The organism is Paracidobacterium acidisoli (genome assembly GCF_003428625.2).
Taxonomy (GTDB): Bacteria; Acidobacteriota; Terriglobia; order Terriglobales; family Acidobacteriaceae; genus Paracidobacterium; species Paracidobacterium acidisoli.
Genome location: NZ_QVQT02000002.1, coordinates 782,586 through 801,213 on the forward strand (window position 1 = coordinate 782,586; position 18,628 = coordinate 801,213).

10 protein-coding genes are annotated in these 18,628 nt (G+C 61.5%); 2 read left to right on the plus strand and 8 right to left on the minus strand.

The annotated features are described in order from the left end of the window. Positions 1 to 53 precede the first annotated feature (53 nt). The 3 genes from D0Y96_RS07080 to D0Y96_RS07090 all read right to left on the minus strand — a co-directional run bounded on the left by D0Y96_RS07080 (position 54) and on the right by D0Y96_RS07090 (position 8,494). Positions 54 to 2,477, minus strand: coding sequence for an ABC transporter permease (locus D0Y96_RS07080; RefSeq protein WP_117298613.1), 2,424 nt, complete (start codon positions 2,475 to 2,477; stop codon positions 54 to 56). 925 nt (positions 2,478 to 3,402) lie between these two features. After that, positions 3,403 to 6,630 carry a type 1 glutamine amidotransferase family protein gene (locus tag D0Y96_RS20595; RefSeq protein WP_147324958.1) on the minus strand — a complete coding sequence of 1,076 codons (3,228 nt, stop codon included), beginning with the start codon at positions 6,628 to 6,630 and terminating at the stop codon, positions 3,403 to 3,405. 619 nt (positions 6,631 to 7,249) lie between these two features. Then, entirely contained in the window at positions 7,250 to 8,494 is a 1,245-nt protein-coding gene (locus D0Y96_RS07090; protein WP_147324960.1) for a hypothetical protein, read from the minus strand. A gap of 502 nt (positions 8,495 to 8,996) precedes the next feature. On the opposite strand from D0Y96_RS07090, the gene D0Y96_RS07095 reads away from it, so the two are divergent. Next, positions 8,997 to 9,578, plus strand: coding sequence for a PPC domain-containing DNA-binding protein (locus tag D0Y96_RS07095; RefSeq protein ID WP_252263534.1), 582 nt, complete (start codon positions 8,997 to 8,999; stop codon positions 9,576 to 9,578). A gap of 203 nt (positions 9,579 to 9,781) precedes the next feature. Here the strand turns inward: D0Y96_RS07095 and D0Y96_RS07100 are convergent, their stop codons facing one another. The 4 genes from D0Y96_RS07100 to D0Y96_RS07115 all read right to left on the minus strand — a co-directional run bounded on the left by D0Y96_RS07100 (position 9,782) and on the right by D0Y96_RS07115 (position 15,357). Next, positions 9,782 to 11,101, minus strand: a complete 1,320-nt coding sequence (locus D0Y96_RS07100) for an enolase C-terminal domain-like protein (protein WP_252263535.1) — start codon at positions 11,099 to 11,101, stop codon at positions 9,782 to 9,784. Between the two features lie 772 nt (positions 11,102 to 11,873). Then, positions 11,874 to 12,263 carry a c-type cytochrome gene (locus D0Y96_RS07105; protein ID WP_117298618.1) on the minus strand — a complete coding sequence of 130 codons (390 nt, stop codon included), beginning with the start codon at positions 12,261 to 12,263 and terminating at the stop codon, positions 11,874 to 11,876. 216 nt (positions 12,264 to 12,479) lie between these two features. Then, entirely contained in the window at positions 12,480 to 12,866 is a 387-nt protein-coding gene (locus D0Y96_RS07110) for a cupin domain-containing protein (RefSeq protein WP_117298619.1), read from the minus strand. Between the two features lie 352 nt (positions 12,867 to 13,218). Continuing rightward, positions 13,219 to 15,357, minus strand: coding sequence for a thiamine pyrophosphate-binding protein (locus D0Y96_RS07115; protein ID WP_117298620.1), 2,139 nt, complete (start codon positions 15,355 to 15,357; stop codon positions 13,219 to 13,221). 371 nt (positions 15,358 to 15,728) lie between these two features. Between D0Y96_RS07115 and D0Y96_RS07120 the strand changes: the two genes are divergently transcribed. Further along, a complete protein-coding gene (locus tag D0Y96_RS07120) occupies positions 15,729 to 16,682 on the plus strand; it encodes an NAD-dependent epimerase/dehydratase family protein (RefSeq protein ID WP_199480198.1) in 954 nt (317 codons plus the stop codon). A gap of 366 nt (positions 16,683 to 17,048) precedes the next feature. Here D0Y96_RS07120 and D0Y96_RS07125 read toward each other — a convergent pair whose 3' ends face one another. Continuing rightward, a complete protein-coding gene (locus D0Y96_RS07125) occupies positions 17,049 to 18,530 on the minus strand; it encodes a CoA-acylating methylmalonate-semialdehyde dehydrogenase (protein ID WP_117298621.1) in 1,482 nt (493 codons plus the stop codon). Positions 18,531 to 18,628 lie beyond the last annotated feature (98 nt).

Genomic DNA, 18,628 nt, shown 5'->3' on the forward strand with positions numbered 1-18,628 from the left:
CAGAGAAAGCTCCGGCGCTATGTCTTCCCTGCTGCGGAGACAGGCCTTGTTGTTTATTCCGTGCGGAGGACGCGCATGGGATCGACCGAAGCGGCGCGGCGGGCCGGAAAGTAGCAGGCAAAGAGCGCGGCGGCAAGCAGAATGAAGCCGACGGCGGCGAAGGCCGAGAGATCGAGCGCACCTACGCCGAAGAGGGTGCTTTTGAGCGCGCGGCCGACGAAGAAGGCGCCGATCAGGCCGAGTCCCAGACCGCCGCAGGCGAGCAGCAAGCCCTCGCGCAGCACGAGGCCGATGACGCCGCCCTGGGTGGCTCCGAGAGCCATGCGCAGAGCGATCTCATGCGAGCGCTGGAGGACGGCGAAGGCCATGACGCCGTAGATGCCGAGGGCCGCGAGCAGCAGGGCGATAGCGGCGAAGGTGACGAAGAGGACGACGGTGAAGCGGTCATTGGAGAGCACGGTGTCACGGACCTGCTCGAGGGTCTGAGGCTGCGCGAGCGCAATCTGCGAATCGACGGCATGAATGGCGGCGGCGATGCTTTTCGTCATCGAGGCGGGGTCTTCGGCGGTGCGCACGCCGATGGAGGCGGAGGGCCAGGGGATCTGCCAGAACGGGATATCGATCTCCGGATAGTCTTTGCGGAAGCCGTTGCTGCGCACGTTGTGGATGACGCCGACGATCTGCCATTCGACGGGAGGTCCGAGCTTTGTCACACCTGGGATGAGCTGCTCGACGACGACACGCTGCTGGAGCGGGTCGACGCCTTTGAGGAACTCCTTCACGAAGTCCTCGTTGACCATGGCGACCTTCACGCTCGATGCGGTGTCCTGATCGGTGAAGGCACGGCCTCGGATGAGGCGGATGTCGAAGGTCTTGAGGTAGTCGGGCGTCACCATCTCAAAGCCGGCGTTGGGACGCTGCGAGAGGTCGGAGTAGGCGGGCTTTCCGGCGAGGGTAAAGGGCATGCCGAAGTAGGTGCCTTCGAGGGGCATACCGGTCATGACGGCGGCGTGGGAGACTCCGGGAACGGCGTCGATGGCGCCGAGAATGCGGTGGTAGTAGGCAACGATCGAGGCCGGGTCGTTGGAGCGGCTGTCGGGGACGGGCAGGCCGAAGGTGAGCACGTGATCGATGGTGACGCCGAGGTCGACGCGGGTGAGGTTCCAGAAGCTGTGGATGACCATGCCGGCTCCGGCGAGCAGGGTGAGCGCAAGGGTGAACTCGCCGACGACCAGGATGCGGCGCAGGCGGTGGCGCTCACGGCTGGTGCCGCTGCGGCCGCCCTCCTTGAGAGCTTCGGCGGGATCGACACGGGCGGCGAGCAGAGCGGGCACGCATCCGAAGAGCAGACCGGCGAGGGTGGTGGCTCCCAGGGTGAAGAGGAGCACGGGCAGATTGAGGCGCAGGTCGGCCTCGGTGGGGAGGGTTCCGTTGGGCATGACGGCGATAAGGCCGTGCAGCATGGCATAGCCGACTCCGATGCCGAGAATGCCGCCCATGAAGGCGAGAAGCAGGCTTTCGGTGAGGAGCTGCGCGAAGATAGTGCCGGGAGAGGCACCGATGGCGCTGCGCACAGCCAGCTCCTTTTGCCGGGTCATGCTGCGGGCAAGGAGCAGGTTGGCCACATTGACGCAGGCGATGAGGAGCACGAAGCCGACGGCGCCGAGGAGGAGCCAGAGGGTCATCTTGCGGTCACTGGGAAGAAAGTCGTTCTTCAGCGGCTCGACGAAGGAGCCCCACCCTTTGTCGCTCTTCGGGTACTGCTGAGCGATATGGGTGGTGACGGCATTCATGTCCTGCTGGGCCTGTTTGATGGTGACGCCGGGCTTGAGACGCCCCATGACCAGAAGAAAGTGAAAGTCATGGTTTAACTGTTCCGGCTTAAAGACAAGCGGAACGGTGAGCTGCGCGTCGGAGCGATCAGCCATTCCGGGAGCCTCGACACCGACTACGGTGTAGGGCGCTCCGTCGAGACTGAGGGTGGTACCGAGGATGTTCGGGTTGGCTCCGAGCCGCGCCCAGAGCTTGTGGGTGAGCACGACGACGTGGTCCTTCCCTTCCTGGCCTTCTTCGGGGAGAAATCCGCGGCCCATGAAGAAGGGATTGCCGGTCATCTGAAGCATGCCGACGGTGACCTTCGTTCCCTCAACGTACTCGGGCTGATTCTTTGTGGAGATATTGAACTGGCCGCCGGTCCAGGCGTTCAGATCCTGAAAGGAGGTGGCCTGGCGCTTCCAGTCGGTGAAGTCTCCGGCGGAGACGCTGTTGTGGTAGGTCTGAATCTTCGACCAGACCATGACCAGCTGGTCGGGCTGCGGATAAGGCAGTGGCGCGAGCAGCGTGGCGTAATCGACGGTAAAGATAGCGGTGTTGGCTCCGATGCCGAGGGCCAGGGTGAGCAGGACGGTGATGGTCATTCCCGGATGCTTGCGCAGCATGCGCAGAGCAAAGCGAAGGTGCTGGAGCAGATTCTGCACGGCGTACCTCGTTCCCGTGGGCTGGCTCGGAGCAGAAGCCAGAGAGCCACTTGTACAGAATGCAGACGGACAGCCATTCGGAATGGTGCAGATTTGCAGCAAAATGTTTGATTTTGCAGGGTATGCCGGTGGCGGCGGCGCGTGATGCTGTCCATAAACGAACGGCAGTGTACGCTGGCGGACAAATGAAGGAGGCGGCTGATAGCCGGAAAATGTCCACCTTAGGTTGGACATAAAAACCCATCGCCGCTCTCATGACAGATGTCAGACGGGAACCTAGTCTGAGAGAGTCTCTTAGGTATCACCTACCTCCACCCCGGCCAGAACATGGACCGGGGTTTTTCTTTTGCTCGCCGGTCTCACTGTCATCCCTCGGCTGCGCTCGGGATGACAAGAGTGGGGATTCTGCCCCCATATCCGAAGATCCGGACATGGGGCAATCCGGCACCCGGGTTCATGTTTTGGGGAGCCGGTGCTGAAGCCCCTTTCTTCCCGTACCCTGATTCACCGGGCTAAAGCCCGGTGCTTCTACCGGGTCTCGCTGACGCGAGAGGATATGTGTTCCGTGGCTATGTCGCACAGGGGCTGAAGCCCCTCTTTCAGATATCTTTTTCGGCACGGCTGAAGCCGTGCCCTGATACAAAACGCACACAGGACATGGCATCCGGGATGCCTGGGAAGTGGTAAGGCTTCCCACCTTAGCCGCCAACAACGGGCGGCGAAGATGGGGCACCCTGATCCCTGCGAACAGCCACTTCATCAACAACCGCAGATCCTTCGACTTCGCTCGGGATGACAACAGTAAGGATTCGGGATGACAAAGAGGAAGTTGGGATGGCGTGGCGGGATTCTGGATGAAAGGAAGAGTTTCCGGCCCCATGTCCGGAAAGACGGATACGGGACACGCGGTATCCGGAGGTCTGCGTTATGCGGCGGGGCGGTGGCGGCTGGGGTGCGTGTCGGGCTTTCCTTCTCCCAGCCTGGCTTTGATTGTGGCGGGGGTTGCGGCAGCGGGTCCGTACGCGGCGAGAACGGCTCCGCTGCGGCGATCGAGGAGGAGCATGGCTCCGCGCTGGGCGGCGAGGGTGAAGCGGATGCGGTCTCCGGTGAGCGCATCGGTCAGGTCGATGGGCTGCGCGTCGAGCGACTCATTGCTGAAGCTGTAGAGAACGGCGTCGTCGAGCACGGTGGGAAAGGCGAGGACACCGGGCGAGAGCGGGGTGACCTGCCGGAAGGGCGCGGCGGCTGCGGCCTGGGCGAGTGCGTAGCGGTAGAGCGCGGCGGTGGCGTCGTAGCCCTCGGCGAACTCGACGGGATCGCGTGCCCAGAGGATGCGGCCTTTGCCGTGAGGGATGGACTCGACGGATTTGCCGTCGGCGAAGCGCAGGACCTGGAGCGGCAACTGCTGAATGATGGTCGGAAAGCTGACGTCGATGGGTTTTTCGCCGGGGAGATCGAGGGTGGACTGGCGGACATCGAGGGGCAGGATCTTTGCTTCGAGGCCAGGGGCATCGGCGTGGAGCGAGGCGAGGCGGTTGACGGTCTGCCAGTGCTCGTTCCAGGCGACAGGACCGCTGACGAGGAGGGTGCCTCCGGCGGCGGCGTAGTCGAGGAGCTGCTGCCAGGCGCGGTCGGTGAGGGCCTGGGCGGCGGGCAGGATGACGAGCTTTGGTGAGCCCAGCTCGGCCAGACGGTTTTCCGGAAGCATGCGCGCCGGGGTGTGGTCGTAGTAGGCGAGGGCGCGGAGTGCTTTCTTCTGCACGTCCTGAGCCTGGGGGTTCATGTTGCTATATTGGATGGCCTGCGAGGTGACCAGGGTGACCTGGGGCAGGGTGATGCGGGTGAAGCTGCCGGGGCTTTTCGCGATGAAGGCGGCATACGCGGAGAGGACTTCGGCCTCCGGCTTTTCGGTCCCGTCGGGACGGACGGCTCCGATAGGGATCTCATTGTCGTTGGCCATGTAGCTGTTCACGTTCCAGACCCACTCGAGCGCGCCGGTTCCCTGGGCGAAGGCCATGGCGATTTTGCGCTCGAGCTGCCAGCCCTCTTCCTGGGCGGTGAGGCGGAGGTGCGAGTCTTCAAAGAGGCGCTGCTGCTCGCCGGTCTCCTGAATGAGCATGGGCTTGCCGGGGAATTTGGCGGCGAGAGAGGCCCAGAGCGAGCCGTCGAAGTCCCACCAGGTGTGGTCGGCGGTGAAGTCGATGAGCTGCGAGAAATAAGCCGGGGAGAGGCGATTTCCGACGCCGTTTTCTTCCTGGCCAACGGTGATAAGTTGTGTTGATCCTGTGGATTCAATCAGATTGCGCATCTTTCTCACCCAGTCAGCGAAGATATCCTGTGTAAACAGGTAATAATCATAGACTTTGAGCGGATTATAGCCGGTGCGGACGCTGTCGAAACCGAAGGCTCCGGCCTTCGGGAGGGCGTAGGGATCGGCGGCCGCGGTCTCGGGTGGAATGCTCCCGGTCTGCGGCTGAAGCTGGCGGCCCATGCCGTAAGAAGGCTCAGCCCAGGCGTCGAAGAGGGTGGCCGGATCGGGGTAGCGCTGCTTCAGCCAGGCGCGCCAGGCGGCCTGCTCGAAGGGGTCGCCGACAGGCTGAGTCTTCCAGAGATTGCTGTTGGCGCTGGGCTCGTTGATGAGATCCCAGGCCAGGAAAGGCACGTCGTGGAAGCGGCGGGCGAGCGAGCTGACGTAAAGCGACTGGGCGCGGAGGGCGGTGGGGTCGAGGTAGGCGTTGAGGCCGCCGAGGTTTTCCGGCAGGAAGGCGAAGAGGTTGAACTGCACGGGCAGATGGTTGTGGCGGGCGCACATGAGGAAGGCCTCGATGGTGCGCAGGGCGTCTTCGCTGACCTGGCCGTTGGCGGCGAGCTCGGGGTCCCAGGCGCTCCAGAGGCCGCTGCGGATCATGTCGAGGCCGGCGGCGCGGATCTGCGCCATATCGTGGTCCCAGACGTACGCGTTGGGACGCATGAGGTAGAGACGCTGCACATCGCTCGACATGTAGGTGGTGCCGACGACGGGCAGAGGCTTGCCGTCGAGCTGGAAGTAGTCGGGGCCGACGGTGAGCTTCGGGCCGGAGAGCAGGTAGCTCCAGTCGCGAATCCAGAAGGCGGAGCGGTCGGTGCGGAGGGGTTTGCCGTCGCGGAGGAGGGTGGCGACGACGGTGTGGAGGCCGCTGCCGCTCTCGGCGCTCTGCGGGAGGGTGACGGGATGCGCGGAATCGGCGGGGAGGGTGGCTTCGTACGGGGTGCCTCCCTGCTCGGCGGTGACGCGGATGCGGAGCTGATCGCCCGAGGGCTGCGGGGTGAGCGGATCGGAGGGCGTGAAGCGGAACTCGAGGGCCTCGCCGGGGAGAAAGAGCGGCAGGCGCGGGCGGAAGGTGAAGCGGTCGGAGCGGCGCGTGGCGAGCGCGCCGAGCTCGGCGAGAAGCTGCGTGTTGCTGAAGAAGGACGCATCGGGATCGCAGGCGACGAAGAGCCAGCGGCCTCCGATGAAGCGGTACGTATTGTGGTCGATTTCGTAGACAGGAGCGGCGAGCTTGTGGCCGTCGCGCTCACCCCAGGCGAGGGTGGTGAGGTCGGCGTCTTCGTCTCCGGTAGAGCCGTCGCGGTGGTACTTTTCGACGACGGAGAGGCGCAGGACGGGGCTGAAGGCGCGGCTCCATGAAAAGGAGGGGAGCTGCGGGGTGACATCCTCATTGGGCGTGAAGGTCAGGCCGGCGGAGCCGGGGGTCTGCTGGTAGTCGTGGATGAAGAGCTCGAGCGACTGGGCAACGGAGGGAGCGCGGAGGTGCCAGCCGGAGGCGTCCTGATACGCGGCGCGGGTAAAGGCTTTGCCGCCGAGGACGATGAGGTTGCCGCCGCGGTCGAGGTAGCGGAGGATGGCCGGCCAGGCGGCCTCAGGATACGCGGAGCCGTAGGGCAGGACGAGGAGGTCGGTATCGGCGCTGTCGAGGGCCGGGGCAAGGCTGGCGGCGTTGCGGAAATCGGCAGCGGCAAAGGCGGAGCGCAGGGCGGACTCGGAGGGTGCGGGCGCATCGGCGGAGGGAAAGCCGGACTGCCAGAAGACGACGGTATGGCCGGCGGCGTGGGCGGCGGAGGCGGAGCCGACGAGAAGGACGATGGCGATGAGGGAGAGGACGATTCGGCGCATGGTATCGATACCGCAGGTTTCCACGGGAGTTAACGATACCACTGCGGCGGGTCTCAGAGGCGGGTAGGGCTCGGCAGGCTTTTCTTTTCGGTCTGCCGGTCAGGATGCGAATCTGTGTCCGATAAGACAGGCCCGGGGCTGAAGCCCGCCTTTCTCACATCTTCATTCCCCCGGCTAAAGATCACCCCAGCGAACATTGTTCGCCGGGGGCCCCGATTGCCGGGGGCTTCTACCGGGTCTTGCTGACGCGAGACAGGATGTATTTCAAGGCCATGTTGCAGAGGCTGGATTCCAGGTCGTTACATAACTCGATTTAAGTTCGGCGGAACTCGCGCCGGACAATTTTCAACAGCGCGATGGTTCGTTTGATTCGCTCCTGAGCGCGATGGTTCGTTTGATTCGCTCCTGTGGAGCACTTCTGTGAGCTGAACAGCTCCGTAAGCGCTTGCCATAAGCTTCAGGTTGTATGACATCCCTGCGAAGCTTCTGCACCCCGGCTTCCTGGAGCAGCGCTTATGAGGAGTAATCGCCGAGCGAGGTCTTAAATAAGCGCAGCGGTTTGTCAGCATCGGACGAATGCCGAAATCCTTTGATTGCCCGCAAAACTCGGGGTATATGCTTAAGCCTTCCACGTCAACTTAAGGAGCGGGTAATACATCGATACAGGGCTATCTACGGAGTCTGGATCTTTGAGCGCCATTCGAACCTGATTCGCGATTTCAGATATATAAGTTTGCAGTTTAGGTAAAAGTCCGTAAATATCACCAGTATCGATTTTGACGGTTCGGTATTGATCTATGTCGAAAGGGATAGCCTCTGACGCACGAATCACTTGCACGGTCGGCTGTCGCGTCGCATGCCGCAAACACAATTCGTAGAATACGTTCGGATTGTGAAAAGAAAGGTCTGCTATCACGAGGCGTGCATTAAGGATGTGCTCTAACACTTGCTTGCCGATCATACCGGGTTTTCCGATCTGATCAGCGCGAACCAAGCGTAGATCAAACTCCTTCAGTGCTGGCGTGATCACGAATTCCATAAAAAAGTCTGAATGCTTCCGTTGCTCAGAGTCATCTCCTCCGATTGGAGTGATGTAGAAGCAGATTGACTCATAGCCATCGAGTTGAGAAATTGCTTGTAGCGAGGCATCCTGCGTCTCTAGGCGAGTTGGAACAGCTGCGGACGAGCCAGCTATCTTCCCCGTCTCCTCAAGCCCGTGTTCGATGGTAATCAGACGCTCGGAGCCCGCAATAGTTCGCAGCAGCCCTAAAAACGTCGCATTCAGGATGAATGTGTCCACACATTCCGAAAGAGATGTCTCGCTAGGCTCAGATTCTCTAAGAGCGTCGATCAAGAATTCCTTACTCGGTAGCTTCTGGCCTTTGCAACGCTCATAGAGAAAATTGAACGGTTCAATGTTCTTAATAGCAAGATCGAACCGAGCCTGCAGCTTCTTCGGAGGCGGAACATCATCTCCAGTTGCGAGAGCTCCCTCCGCGGTTAACTCTAGAAAATCAGCTTGATATCCGCCTTTCGTTAGCCCATAGCGTGATGAATTAGTAATCAACTGGCGGCTAGGTCCGCTGTCTGGGCTTTTCCCCATCTTGTCGAAAAGTGTAAGTTTGCGCACGCGTGTCTGGCCAGCGGCGTATTTCTGAAAGGCTTCAGCAACCACCAAAGCGTCCTGGAATGTAGAGGCAGGAAAATTCCGAGAACCCCTCGGTTTTGAGGTATCAGCCTTACTTGCTGTTGGTTTGGCAGTCTTTTTTGCACGCTTCTTCTTGGCCTTTTTTGTTGCAGCCTTCTTGATGCTTTGCGGCTGCGAATCTTGTGGAGAGGTTGCTTTTTCTTCGTTTTCAGCCATAGTTAAGGTACGGCTCTCCTTCAAGCCCAGAAAAATTAGTAAGTCAGACTTCACAGAAAGATACGGCGAACGTACATCTGCGAGCAAGCGACATAAATAGTTTGGCGTCAGATCGCCGATTCACGTCATCACGATCAGTACCGATAAGTCAGCTTCTCGTCTGTGATTGTCGGGAGCGATATGAGGTCGCGAATTTCGCAGCAGCCTGGATTCTTCCTTCCCACCTTTGCTGCGCAAAGATGGGGCACCCGGGATTTTCGCAGGAGAAGGAAAAGCAGATCCAGATCTCTCTCCGCAGGGGGATCGCGCTCCCGCCTGGAATGCACAGGAAAAGCGATTTTTACTGGACTATCCCGCATCCCCGCGTTTAGGATATTGTGCATATCGTGCAACCGATCTTTCTTAATACCCATCGGTTGCACTCCCCCCTTTTCCCTTCCCCGCTGCTTCGCCGGCGGACCAACGCACAATCTGAGCGAGATCAACTCCGAAAGGACAGAGGATGAACAGGATTCGTTTGCTTGCCGCAACGATGACGGTGCTGACGGCCGTGTCGGTGGCAGCACAGACAGGAACGCGGCAGCCCTTCGATGGACCGTATATTTCACCGTCGCGACCGGTGACCAGCGGGCTGGCTCCCAGCATGAAGGTGAAGCTGGTGATGGATACGCCGCAGGAGAAGGTCTATTCGATCGTCTTCAGCAAGGGCGATGAAGCGCTGAGCGGGCTGACCGATTTTGCGAAGAAGTACCACGTCGTCGATGGGCACTTTACAGCGATCGGGGCGGTGAGCAGCGCAACGGTGGCGTGGCTGGATCTCTCGATCAAAAAGTATCACCGCATCTCGATTCCCGAGCAGGTGGAGGTGCTTTCGATGGTGGGGGATATCTCGACGTATCAGGGAAAGCCGATGATCCACATGCACGCGGTGTTTGCGCGGCATGACGGAAGCACGATTGGCGGCCATATCTTCGAAGCGAATGTGAACCCGACGCTTGAGGTATTTGTGACGGCGTATCCGACACCACTGGAGCGGCGTCCGGATGATGCGTCGGGCATGAAGGTGATCGAGCCGACGATGTAAGGGCGGTTTTCCGTACCGAGGCCGGGGCTGAAGCCCCTTTCTTCTTTGAGCATTCATTCACCGGGCTAAAGCCCGGTGCTTCTACCGGGTCTCGCTGACGCGAGACGAAAAGCAACCGCAGATCCCTCGGCTTCGCTCGGGATGACAGGGTATTAAAGAAGAAAGGCTCCGGCGAAGATGGCGGAGCCTTTCTTCTTTGGGAATCAGAAGGTGAGGATGCGCTGCGAGTCGATGCGGGCCGGGTTGAGCTGGACGTTGAATCCGGGGCCGGTGGGCAGAGCGATGTGGGCGCGCACGGGGACGAGGGGGTTGCTCTCGAAGTGGTAGTAGTGGCGCATTTTGTTGATGAGGTACTCGCCGATGGGGAAGGTCATGGGCGACTGGCTGGCGATGACGTGGATGGCGGCGCGGAGGCTGTGTCCATGAGGGATGACGGGCAGGTCGTAGATGGAAGCGACAGTGCCGATTTTGAGCAGCTCGGAGACGCCGCCGCACCACTCGGGGTCGGCCTGAACGACGGAGAGCGCGTTGGCTTCGAGGTAGCGGTGCACCTCCCACCGACCGTAGAGGTGCTCGCCGGCGGCGATGGGGATGGTAGTGCTGCGGTGCATGAGAGCGAAGCTGTCGACCTTCTCGGGGTGCGTGGCTTCCTCGATCCAGCGGGGGCGGTACTGCTCGACCTGATGGGCCCATTCGAGGGTGTAGGTCTGGTCCCAGCCGCTGTAGGCGTCGAACATGAGCTCGGTGTCGTTGCCGAGGGTTTCGCGCAGGATGCGGACGAGCTCGATGTTCTTCTTCATGCCGTCGGCGCCTGAGCCGGGGCCGTAGCCCATGAACCACTTCTGGTAGCGGTAGCCTTCCTTTTGCACGGCGAGGCAGCGGGCGCGCACGGCGTCGGGCTCAAGGGAGAAGCCGAGGCAGCTTGCGTACATCTCGACGGACTCGCGGGTGGGGCCGCCGAGGAGGCGGTAGACGGGCACGTTGTAGCAGCGGCCGCGGATGTCCCATAGGGTGTTGTCGACGGCGCTGATGGCCATCATGAAGAAGCCGGCGCGGGAGTGGCGGTTGGAGCGGTACATCTGGTCCCAGAGGGCTTCGCCGGCGAGCGCATCTTTGCCGAGGAGGAAGGGCGCGAGGTCGGTGTGCACGACGTAGGCGGCATCGCGCTCGATGGGGCCGTAGAGGCCTTCGATGCCGGCATCGGTTTTGATGCGGACGTAGATGGCTTCGGTGGAGAAGTCCTTCGTGCCGGAGGGCTTGTCGGCGTGGGGATCGGGGCGGAGATCGTCGTAGATGTCGAGGGGATTGACCTGCTGCTGGCGGTTGACGCCGGCTTCGTCCTGATAGTGGCCGTGGAGCTCAAGCAGCTCGACGGCGGTGATTTTGAGCGGCGAGCCGCCGCCGCTTTGCGCGGGCGAGGAAGACGAAGAGGAACCGGTAAAGGAGCGCGCTCCGGCCGAAGGGGCTGCGAGAGCAGTTGCCATCATGCCGGCCATCAGGTCCCGGCGATTCATGGAGAGCATGGTCCAATCCCCGCTTTCATTGCATAGGGTGTGTGGTGATGCGTGAAGGAGTAACGGATGGGTTCGCTCCACAGAGTATCGCTCGCAATGCGGTGGATGCAAACGGACCTGGGCCTGGCGCAGCGGGATTCTTTTGTCCGCCTGTTCACCCGGGTCTCGCTGACGCGAGACGAAAAGCAGATCCCTCGGCTTCGCTCGGGATGACAGAGGGAAGGTGTCGGGATGACATGGGAATATTCGGGTGACAGGGAGGGAGTTTTATTCCCACGTCCGAAAATCCGGACATGGGGCACCCAGATTCAATATCGCCTTCCCACCTTAGCTTCTCCACCCCAGCGCACGAACACCACGTGCGCAGGGGACCCCGGTTCGCGAAGGTGGGGCACCCGGATTCTGCGAACACCCAACCTCATGAAAAGCAAATGCAGATCCCTCGACTTCGCTCGGGATGACAAAAGGGAGGATTTGGGATGACAAGGGAAGGATTTTTATTCCCATGTCCGAAAAGACGGACATGGGGCACCCGATCTCTTTCAGATTTTCATTCGCAGGGGCTGAAGCGCCGGTCTTCTGCCGAGTGGTTCTGATTGGCTCTGTGCAGAGAGAACAAACCGCCTGCAGCTTCGGTGCTGGTTTTCACCGAAAGTGCAGGCGGCTGTCTGTCAGGGAACGGGACTGAGAAAAGAACAGGCTCAGTCAAATCGCTCCTCCCGGAATTTTTTTCAACCCGTGAACTGTTCCGAGGGAGGTGGTTCAGTGAACAGCCGGGCTGTCACTGAGTCTTCAGATACGCGACAACACTTTCAATCTCGCTTTTTGACAGGGTGCCTGCGAACGAGGGCATGTGCCCCCTGCCGTGAGTAATGATGTTGACGGCGTCGGCGGGCGTGATCTTCAACTGAGAGCCGGGATCAAACACGCCGTGAAGATTGGGCGGACCAAAGGGCGACATGTCGCCGGGCTGCTTGCTGTGGCAGACAATGCAGCGCTTGTGAAAGATGGCGTCTCCCTGCTTTGCATGAGCACTGGCCACGGGAGGCGGAGTGGCGGACAACGCCGCAAAGCCCGCTGCGGAAAAGGCCGCGATTGCAATAGCGGCCACCACAGACTGGCGGACGAGCGACGCCGGCGAGGAACGATGTGCGATGGGGTACTGTTTCATATTTGAAATTATTGCGTATTATGCAATTTTCATTGCGTTTTAACCTGTTACCACTTTATGACTGCCCCTTTGCGGGAGTCAAGCGGTTATGCCGGAAATGCAGGGAACGGGCGTGATTTCCGAGTGGAGCCGGCCGCCGGAAGGCGCTGTAGTCTGCGCGGTATTCCGGCGGCGACTGCTGATGAGATGCAAAGATGGACGGAGAGGAAAGCGGGCTCAGTCCGGAAACGTAATGTCTTCAAAAAATTTGTAGGTGCTGAGGTCGGAGGGCGGCGCGAAGAAGCAGGCGACCTTCATCTCCTCGTTACCGAGATTCTGGAGCATGTGGATGCTTCCCTGCGGGAAGAGAACGGCGCAGCCCGCCTTCACCGGCTCGACCACGCCGTCGATCATGACGCGGCCGGAGCTGCTGAGGATGTAGATGACCTCTTCTCCGTTGGGATGAGAGTGCGCGGGACGCACGGCCTGGCCGGGCGCGACCCTGATGACGCACATGGTGCAGTGCTGCGCATTGGTGTTTTCATTGGTCACCACCCAGCGCAGTCCGCGCCCGGGAAGGTCGAGCTCTTCCACGGTGGTTTCGTCGACGATTGGAAGCTTCATACTGTACTCCTGCTGAACCTGTATTGATGGTGGGTTCGCCTGAAAGAACCCGTCTCACAGGGGCTAAAGCCCGGACTTATTTGCAGCCACTTTCGGCACGACTGAAGTCGTGCCCTGATACAAAACAAATGCAAACCGGCCCACGACCTGATTGCTGGCCAGTCTGCCATACAGAGAGAGCAAACCGGCCCTCAACGGCTAAAGCCGCACCGATACTGCTGGTCTTGCGGCACGGCTGAAGCCGTGCCCCTTCAAAACAACGGCTTTTCCACAAGCTCTGGAGCCGTGCTTCCGCAAGCTCTGAAGTCGTGCCCTGATACAAAACAAATGCAAACCGGCCCACTTGTTTATGCTATCGCGCGGCTGCGAGGCCGCTCTCGATCGCGTCCGCGATGGCGCCGGGCGTGAGGCCGAACTCGGCGACCAGCTCATCGTAGGTCGCGGAGTGAATGAACTGCGGACGGCCGTTCGCGTTCAGCGTGTTGATGGTAAGCACGTTCTTCAGACTCTTCAGGCCGGCCCGGTCGCGGTTGCGATAGAGCACCTTCAGGAAATTCTGCCAGAGATAGCCGTTGTTCTGCTCGGCGAAGACGAGGAGCTGGCCGGAGGCGTAGAGCTCAAGGAGCAGCTCTTCATCGACGGAGGGCATGTCGACGACGCCGACGCTGAAGCCGCGCTGCGCGCAGGCCTCGGCGGCGCTGATGGCCTCGTGCACGCCGCGGCCGCTGCTGATGATGACGGCCTTGTCTTCGGCGCTCTGGCGCAGGCGATAGCCCCTGCCGAAGGTGAAAGCGTAGTCGCCGCCGTAGAGCACGGCGGAGCCGGTGCGCATGACGCGGAGATAGATGAGGCCGCGATTGCCTTCCATGATCCATTTCATGATGGAGAGCATCTGCTGCGGGCAGGAGACATCGATGATTTTGAGATGGCCGACGGCGTCGAAGGTGGTGATGTCGTCGTTGCCCATGTGGGTGGCGCCGTTGGTGCGCGTCTCGAAGTTGGCGGCGGTGGCGAGGAAGGTGAGGTCGAGGCCGTGACCTTCGCTGAGCCAGCCGTCTTCGGCCTCGATGGCCTCGAGGCGCTCCTGATGACCGACGGCGACGCGGCGCAGCACCTGCCAGTTGAAGAAGGGGCAGAAGGTGCTGACCCAGGTGTTGCTGCCGAGGGCGGCGAAGGCCTCGCCGATGAGCATCATGTTGGCTTCGGCCACGCCGGTGTTGAGGGCGCGGCGCTGATCGACGGAGGCGATGCCGGCCTCAAGCCCGCTGGTGGAGGCCAGATCGGAGTCGATGGAGACGACACGGCCGTCGCGCGCGAAGACCTTCATCGCGGAGGTGACGATGTCGGACGCGGCGTAAGACTTTTTGGGATCAAGCTTCGGCAGAGCGGCCTCGTCCCAGCGGATGTGCTTGTCGCGGACGGGCACGCGGCGGGTGAGCGCGGGGCCGGGAACGGAGGCAATGGAGGCGCTGTCGATCTTCAGGTGCATGTCATGGGCGGCGTCGAGGAGAAGCCGGCGGACGGCGGCACCTTCGGAGGAGGCTTCGAGCTGGTCGAGGAAGCGGAGGGCCTCGTCGACGCGCTGGCTGCGGCGCTCCTTCTGCAGCTCGATCTCCTGGGCGCCAAGGCTGCTGCTGACCGTGACCTTGTGCTTGTTCATGAAGTCGGAGAAGGCGCCGTAGCCCTTGGTGCTGTTGCAGATGATGGCGGTGGGCCTGCCGTTGCGGGCGCCGAAGCGGAAGCGGTCGAGGGCGGCGAGGACGCCGTCGTGCTGCGTGGAGTCGACGTTGTATGCCTCCCACCCATAGGAGTGGAAGACGGCCTCGAGCTCGGGCATGGGGAAGATCATGCGGTTGGCGATGTCGAGCTGGCCGTTGTTGCGGTCGACGAGGACGCAGAAGTTATCGAGGTGGTGCTGGCCGGCGTACATGATGGTCTCCCAGCAGGAGCCCTCCTGCAGCTCGCCGTCACCGACCATGCAGTAGGAATCGAAGGACGGGTTGAGGCGGCCGGCGATGGCAAAGCCCTGCGCGACGCCGATTCCCTGCCCCATGGGGCCGGTGGCGATCTGAACGCCGGGGAGAACTGGGCCGGGATGGCCGTTGAGGATGCTCTCGCTGGAGCGGGAGTGGTGGAGGATCTTCTCGTCGAAGTAGCCGAGGTCGGCGTAGATGGAGGCCAGAGCGGCGACGGCATGGCCCTTGCTGAGGGTGAACATGTCCTGGCCGCGGCGGGTGGGGTCCTCGATATCGAGGCGGAGATAACCGCCGTAGAAGAGAGCGACGAGCGGAATGGTGGCGGAAAAGGCGCCGCCGGAGTGGAGTCCGTTATCGATGGCGTCACGGCTCTGATCGAGGGTGAGGAGCCGGATGTCGGAGTCCTTGATGGCAAGCAGGCGGAGAATGCCCTGGCGAAGCAGGTAGTCACGGTGAAGAAAGAGATCCCGGTCCAGGGAGCGATGGGAAGCAATGCTGGTGCCTGCGTTTTTCATTCTTATGTCCTTGTTCGTCTGCGTGCCGGCGGCGAAATTGATTTCGCCATTGCGATATCGGATTATGATGCGTATTATGCAATCGTTATTGCATAAATGAACCCAAGTATAAGCAGCCGAAAGTGGCACAGTCAAGGAAACCGGGGACGGGTTTCGGCGGCGGTTTTCGCACGGGAGCGGAAGTTCGCATGATCCTGCAGTTTAACGGATAAGCCGGTATTCAGCGGGACGCGGAAGCATGAAGATCTGAGCCGGAACGGGTGAGTGGAAGGCCGGATCGTGATAGTGATAAAAGAACAACAAATTGTTGAAAGTTCAAATGGGAACGACTCTCGGGGCTAAAAACCCGCATGGGAAAGGCAGGTTGTCTGATGATGCGCATTGCGGTGATTGGCGGGACGGGGCATATCGGCAGTTATCTGACTCCGCTGCTGTATGAGGCCGGGCACGATGTTGTGTGTGTGAGCAGAGGAACGAAGAAGCCGTACCAGGCGCATCCGGCGTGGGCGGCGGTGACGCATGTGCGGCTGGACCGGACGGCGGAGGAGAACGCGGGCAGCTTTGGCGAGCGGATCGCACGGATCGAGGCCGAAGTGGTGGTGGACCTGACCTGCTATCAGCCGAAGAGCGCGGAGATGCTGGTGGAGGGTCTGCGGGGCCGGGTGCGGCATCTGCTGCACTGCGGCACGATCTGGGTGCATGGGCATGGCGTGAGGCGTCCCACGACGGAGGATGAGCCGCGGCAGCCCTTCGGCGACTACGGCGTGCACAAGGCGGCGATCGAAGCGTATCTGCTGCGCGAGGCGAAGGAGAACGGCCTGCCGGTGACGGTGCTGCACCCGGGGCATCTGGTGGGGCCGGGATGGGCTCCGATCAATCCGGCGGGAAACTTCAATACGAATGTCTTTGCGGCGCTGAAGCGCGGCGAGGAGATTCGGCTTCCTCACTTCGGACTGGAGACGGTGCATCACGTACACGCGAAGGACGTGGCCTGGGCATTTCTGCGGGCGATGGAGCGGCGCGAGGCGGCGCTGGGCGAGAGCTTTCATGTGGTGTCGGCGGCAGCGGTGACGCTGCGCGGCTATGCGGAGAGCATGGCGGAGTGGTTCGGAAAGAGGGCGCGGATCGCGTTTTTGCCGTGGGAAGAGTGGAAGCAGGAGCAGACGGGCCGGGATGCCGCGGTAACCGAAGACCACATTCGCCACTCGCCGCAGTGCAGCATCGAAAAGGCGCGGAGGCTGCTGGGATATGAGCCGGGGTACAGCTCGCTCGAGGCGGTGCAGGAAGCGGTGAGCTGGCTGATCGAAAACGGGGCGATCGTGTAGCGCGACATAGGGAACAGCAGGCGGAGGAAACGAATGGATTCGCGGTCAGACTTCAGGCTGGGAGAGAAGAAATGCAGATCCCTCGACTCCGCTTCTCACCCCAGCGCACGAACACCACGCGCGCCGGGGACCCCGATGCGCTTCGCTCGGGATGACAATTCAAATTTGTTCCCTGAATCAACAGATCAGCGGCTCGCCTATATGTCGATACGACCTGGTAAAGATTTTCTAACGATCATCCAGCGCTGATCTGTAAAGCAGTGCCGCAGAAAAGAAAATCCCCGGGGAGAGTGTTGCCTTTCCCCGGGGTTTAAGGAGGCGCTGCAAACGGATGCGCCGATGCCGGCCGGCGGCACCGGCGAAGAACTAGAACTTACGCGACCATTCTTTGGGCCAGCGCTCAATGACCACCTTCTTGTCGGTGTAGAACTCGATGGCGTCTTTGCCCTGGCCGTGGAGGACACCCATGAAGCTGTCCTTCCAGCCACTGAAGGGGAAATAAGCCATCGGCGCGGCGACGCCGATGTTGACGCCGACGTTGCCGGTGGGCACCTCATAGCGGAACTTGCGGGCGGCGGCTCCGCTGGAGGTGAAGATGGCGGAGGAGTTGCCGAAGGCGCTCTTCGAGAGCACCTCGATCGCGTCATCGAGCGTATTGGTGCTGTTGACGGTGAGCACGGGTCCGAAGATCTCGGTCGAGGTGAGCGGGTTCGAGGCGTCGATGTCGGTAAGGATGGTCGGCGCAATGAAGTTGCCGTGCGGCGCGTTGCCGTTGATTCCGGCGCGGCCGTCGAGCGCGACCCTGCCGCCCTCTTTCAGCCCCTTTTCGACGCTCTGCAGGATGCGGGATTTGCTCTGCGCGGTAATGACGGGACCCATCTGCACATCCTTGTCGAGACCGTTGCCGGTGCGGATGGAGGAAGCCCTTTCGACGATGGCGTCAGTGAACTTCTGCTTCACATCGCCGACGGTGACGGCGACGGAGACGGCGAGGCAGCGCTGACCGGCGCAGCCGAAGGCGCTGTCGCTGACGATCTTCGCGGTCATATCGAGATCGGCATCGGGCATGACGACGACGTAGTTCTTGGCGCCGCCCTGGCACTGCACACGCTTGCCGTGCGCGGAGCCTTCGGAGTAGATGTACTTCGCGACCGGCGTGGAGCCGACGAAGCTGATGGCGCGCACGTCAGGATGATGCAGCAGCGCATCGACCGAGGGCTTGGCGCCGACGACCAGGTTCATCACGCCAGCAGGCAGCCCGGCCTCTTCAAGGAGCTGCGTGAGCAGGATGGCGGTCAGCGGGACGCGCTCGGAGGGCTTGAGGATGAAGGTGTTTCCGGTCGCGATGGCGTAGGGCAGGAACCAGAGCGGGATCATCGAGGGAAAGTTGAAGGGTGTGATGGCCGCGGTGACGCCGAGGGGCTGGCGGATCATGATCTCGTCGATGCCGCTGGCGATGTCTTCGAGGTTGTACCCCTGCATGAGCGTGGGAATGCCGCAGGCGACTTCGACGTTCTCGATACCGCGCTGGGTCTCGGCCTTCGCTTCGGCGAGGGTCTTGCCGTTCTCGAGGGTGACGGTGCGGGCGATGTCGTCGATGCGCTTGAGGAGCAGCTCACGGAAGCGGAAGAGGTACTGGATGCGGTCCTGCGGAGGGGTTCTGCGCCACGCGGGATACGCCTTCGCCGCGGCTTCCACGGCGCGTCCGACCACGGACTCGTCGGCCAGCGGAATGCGGGCGATGACTTCGCCGGTCGCCGGATTGACGATCTCAGAGTAGGCCGATGCTTTGCTTTCTTCCCATACGCCGCCGATATACGTTGCTTCAGTCGTTGCTGTCTGTGTCATTGCGAATTCTCCATTCCTGCCCGCCGGCCCGGTCCGTAATGTGCGCGTCTTTCAGCCTGGCCGGCGCCGATGACTGTCCGCGCTTCGTTGTGGCGGAC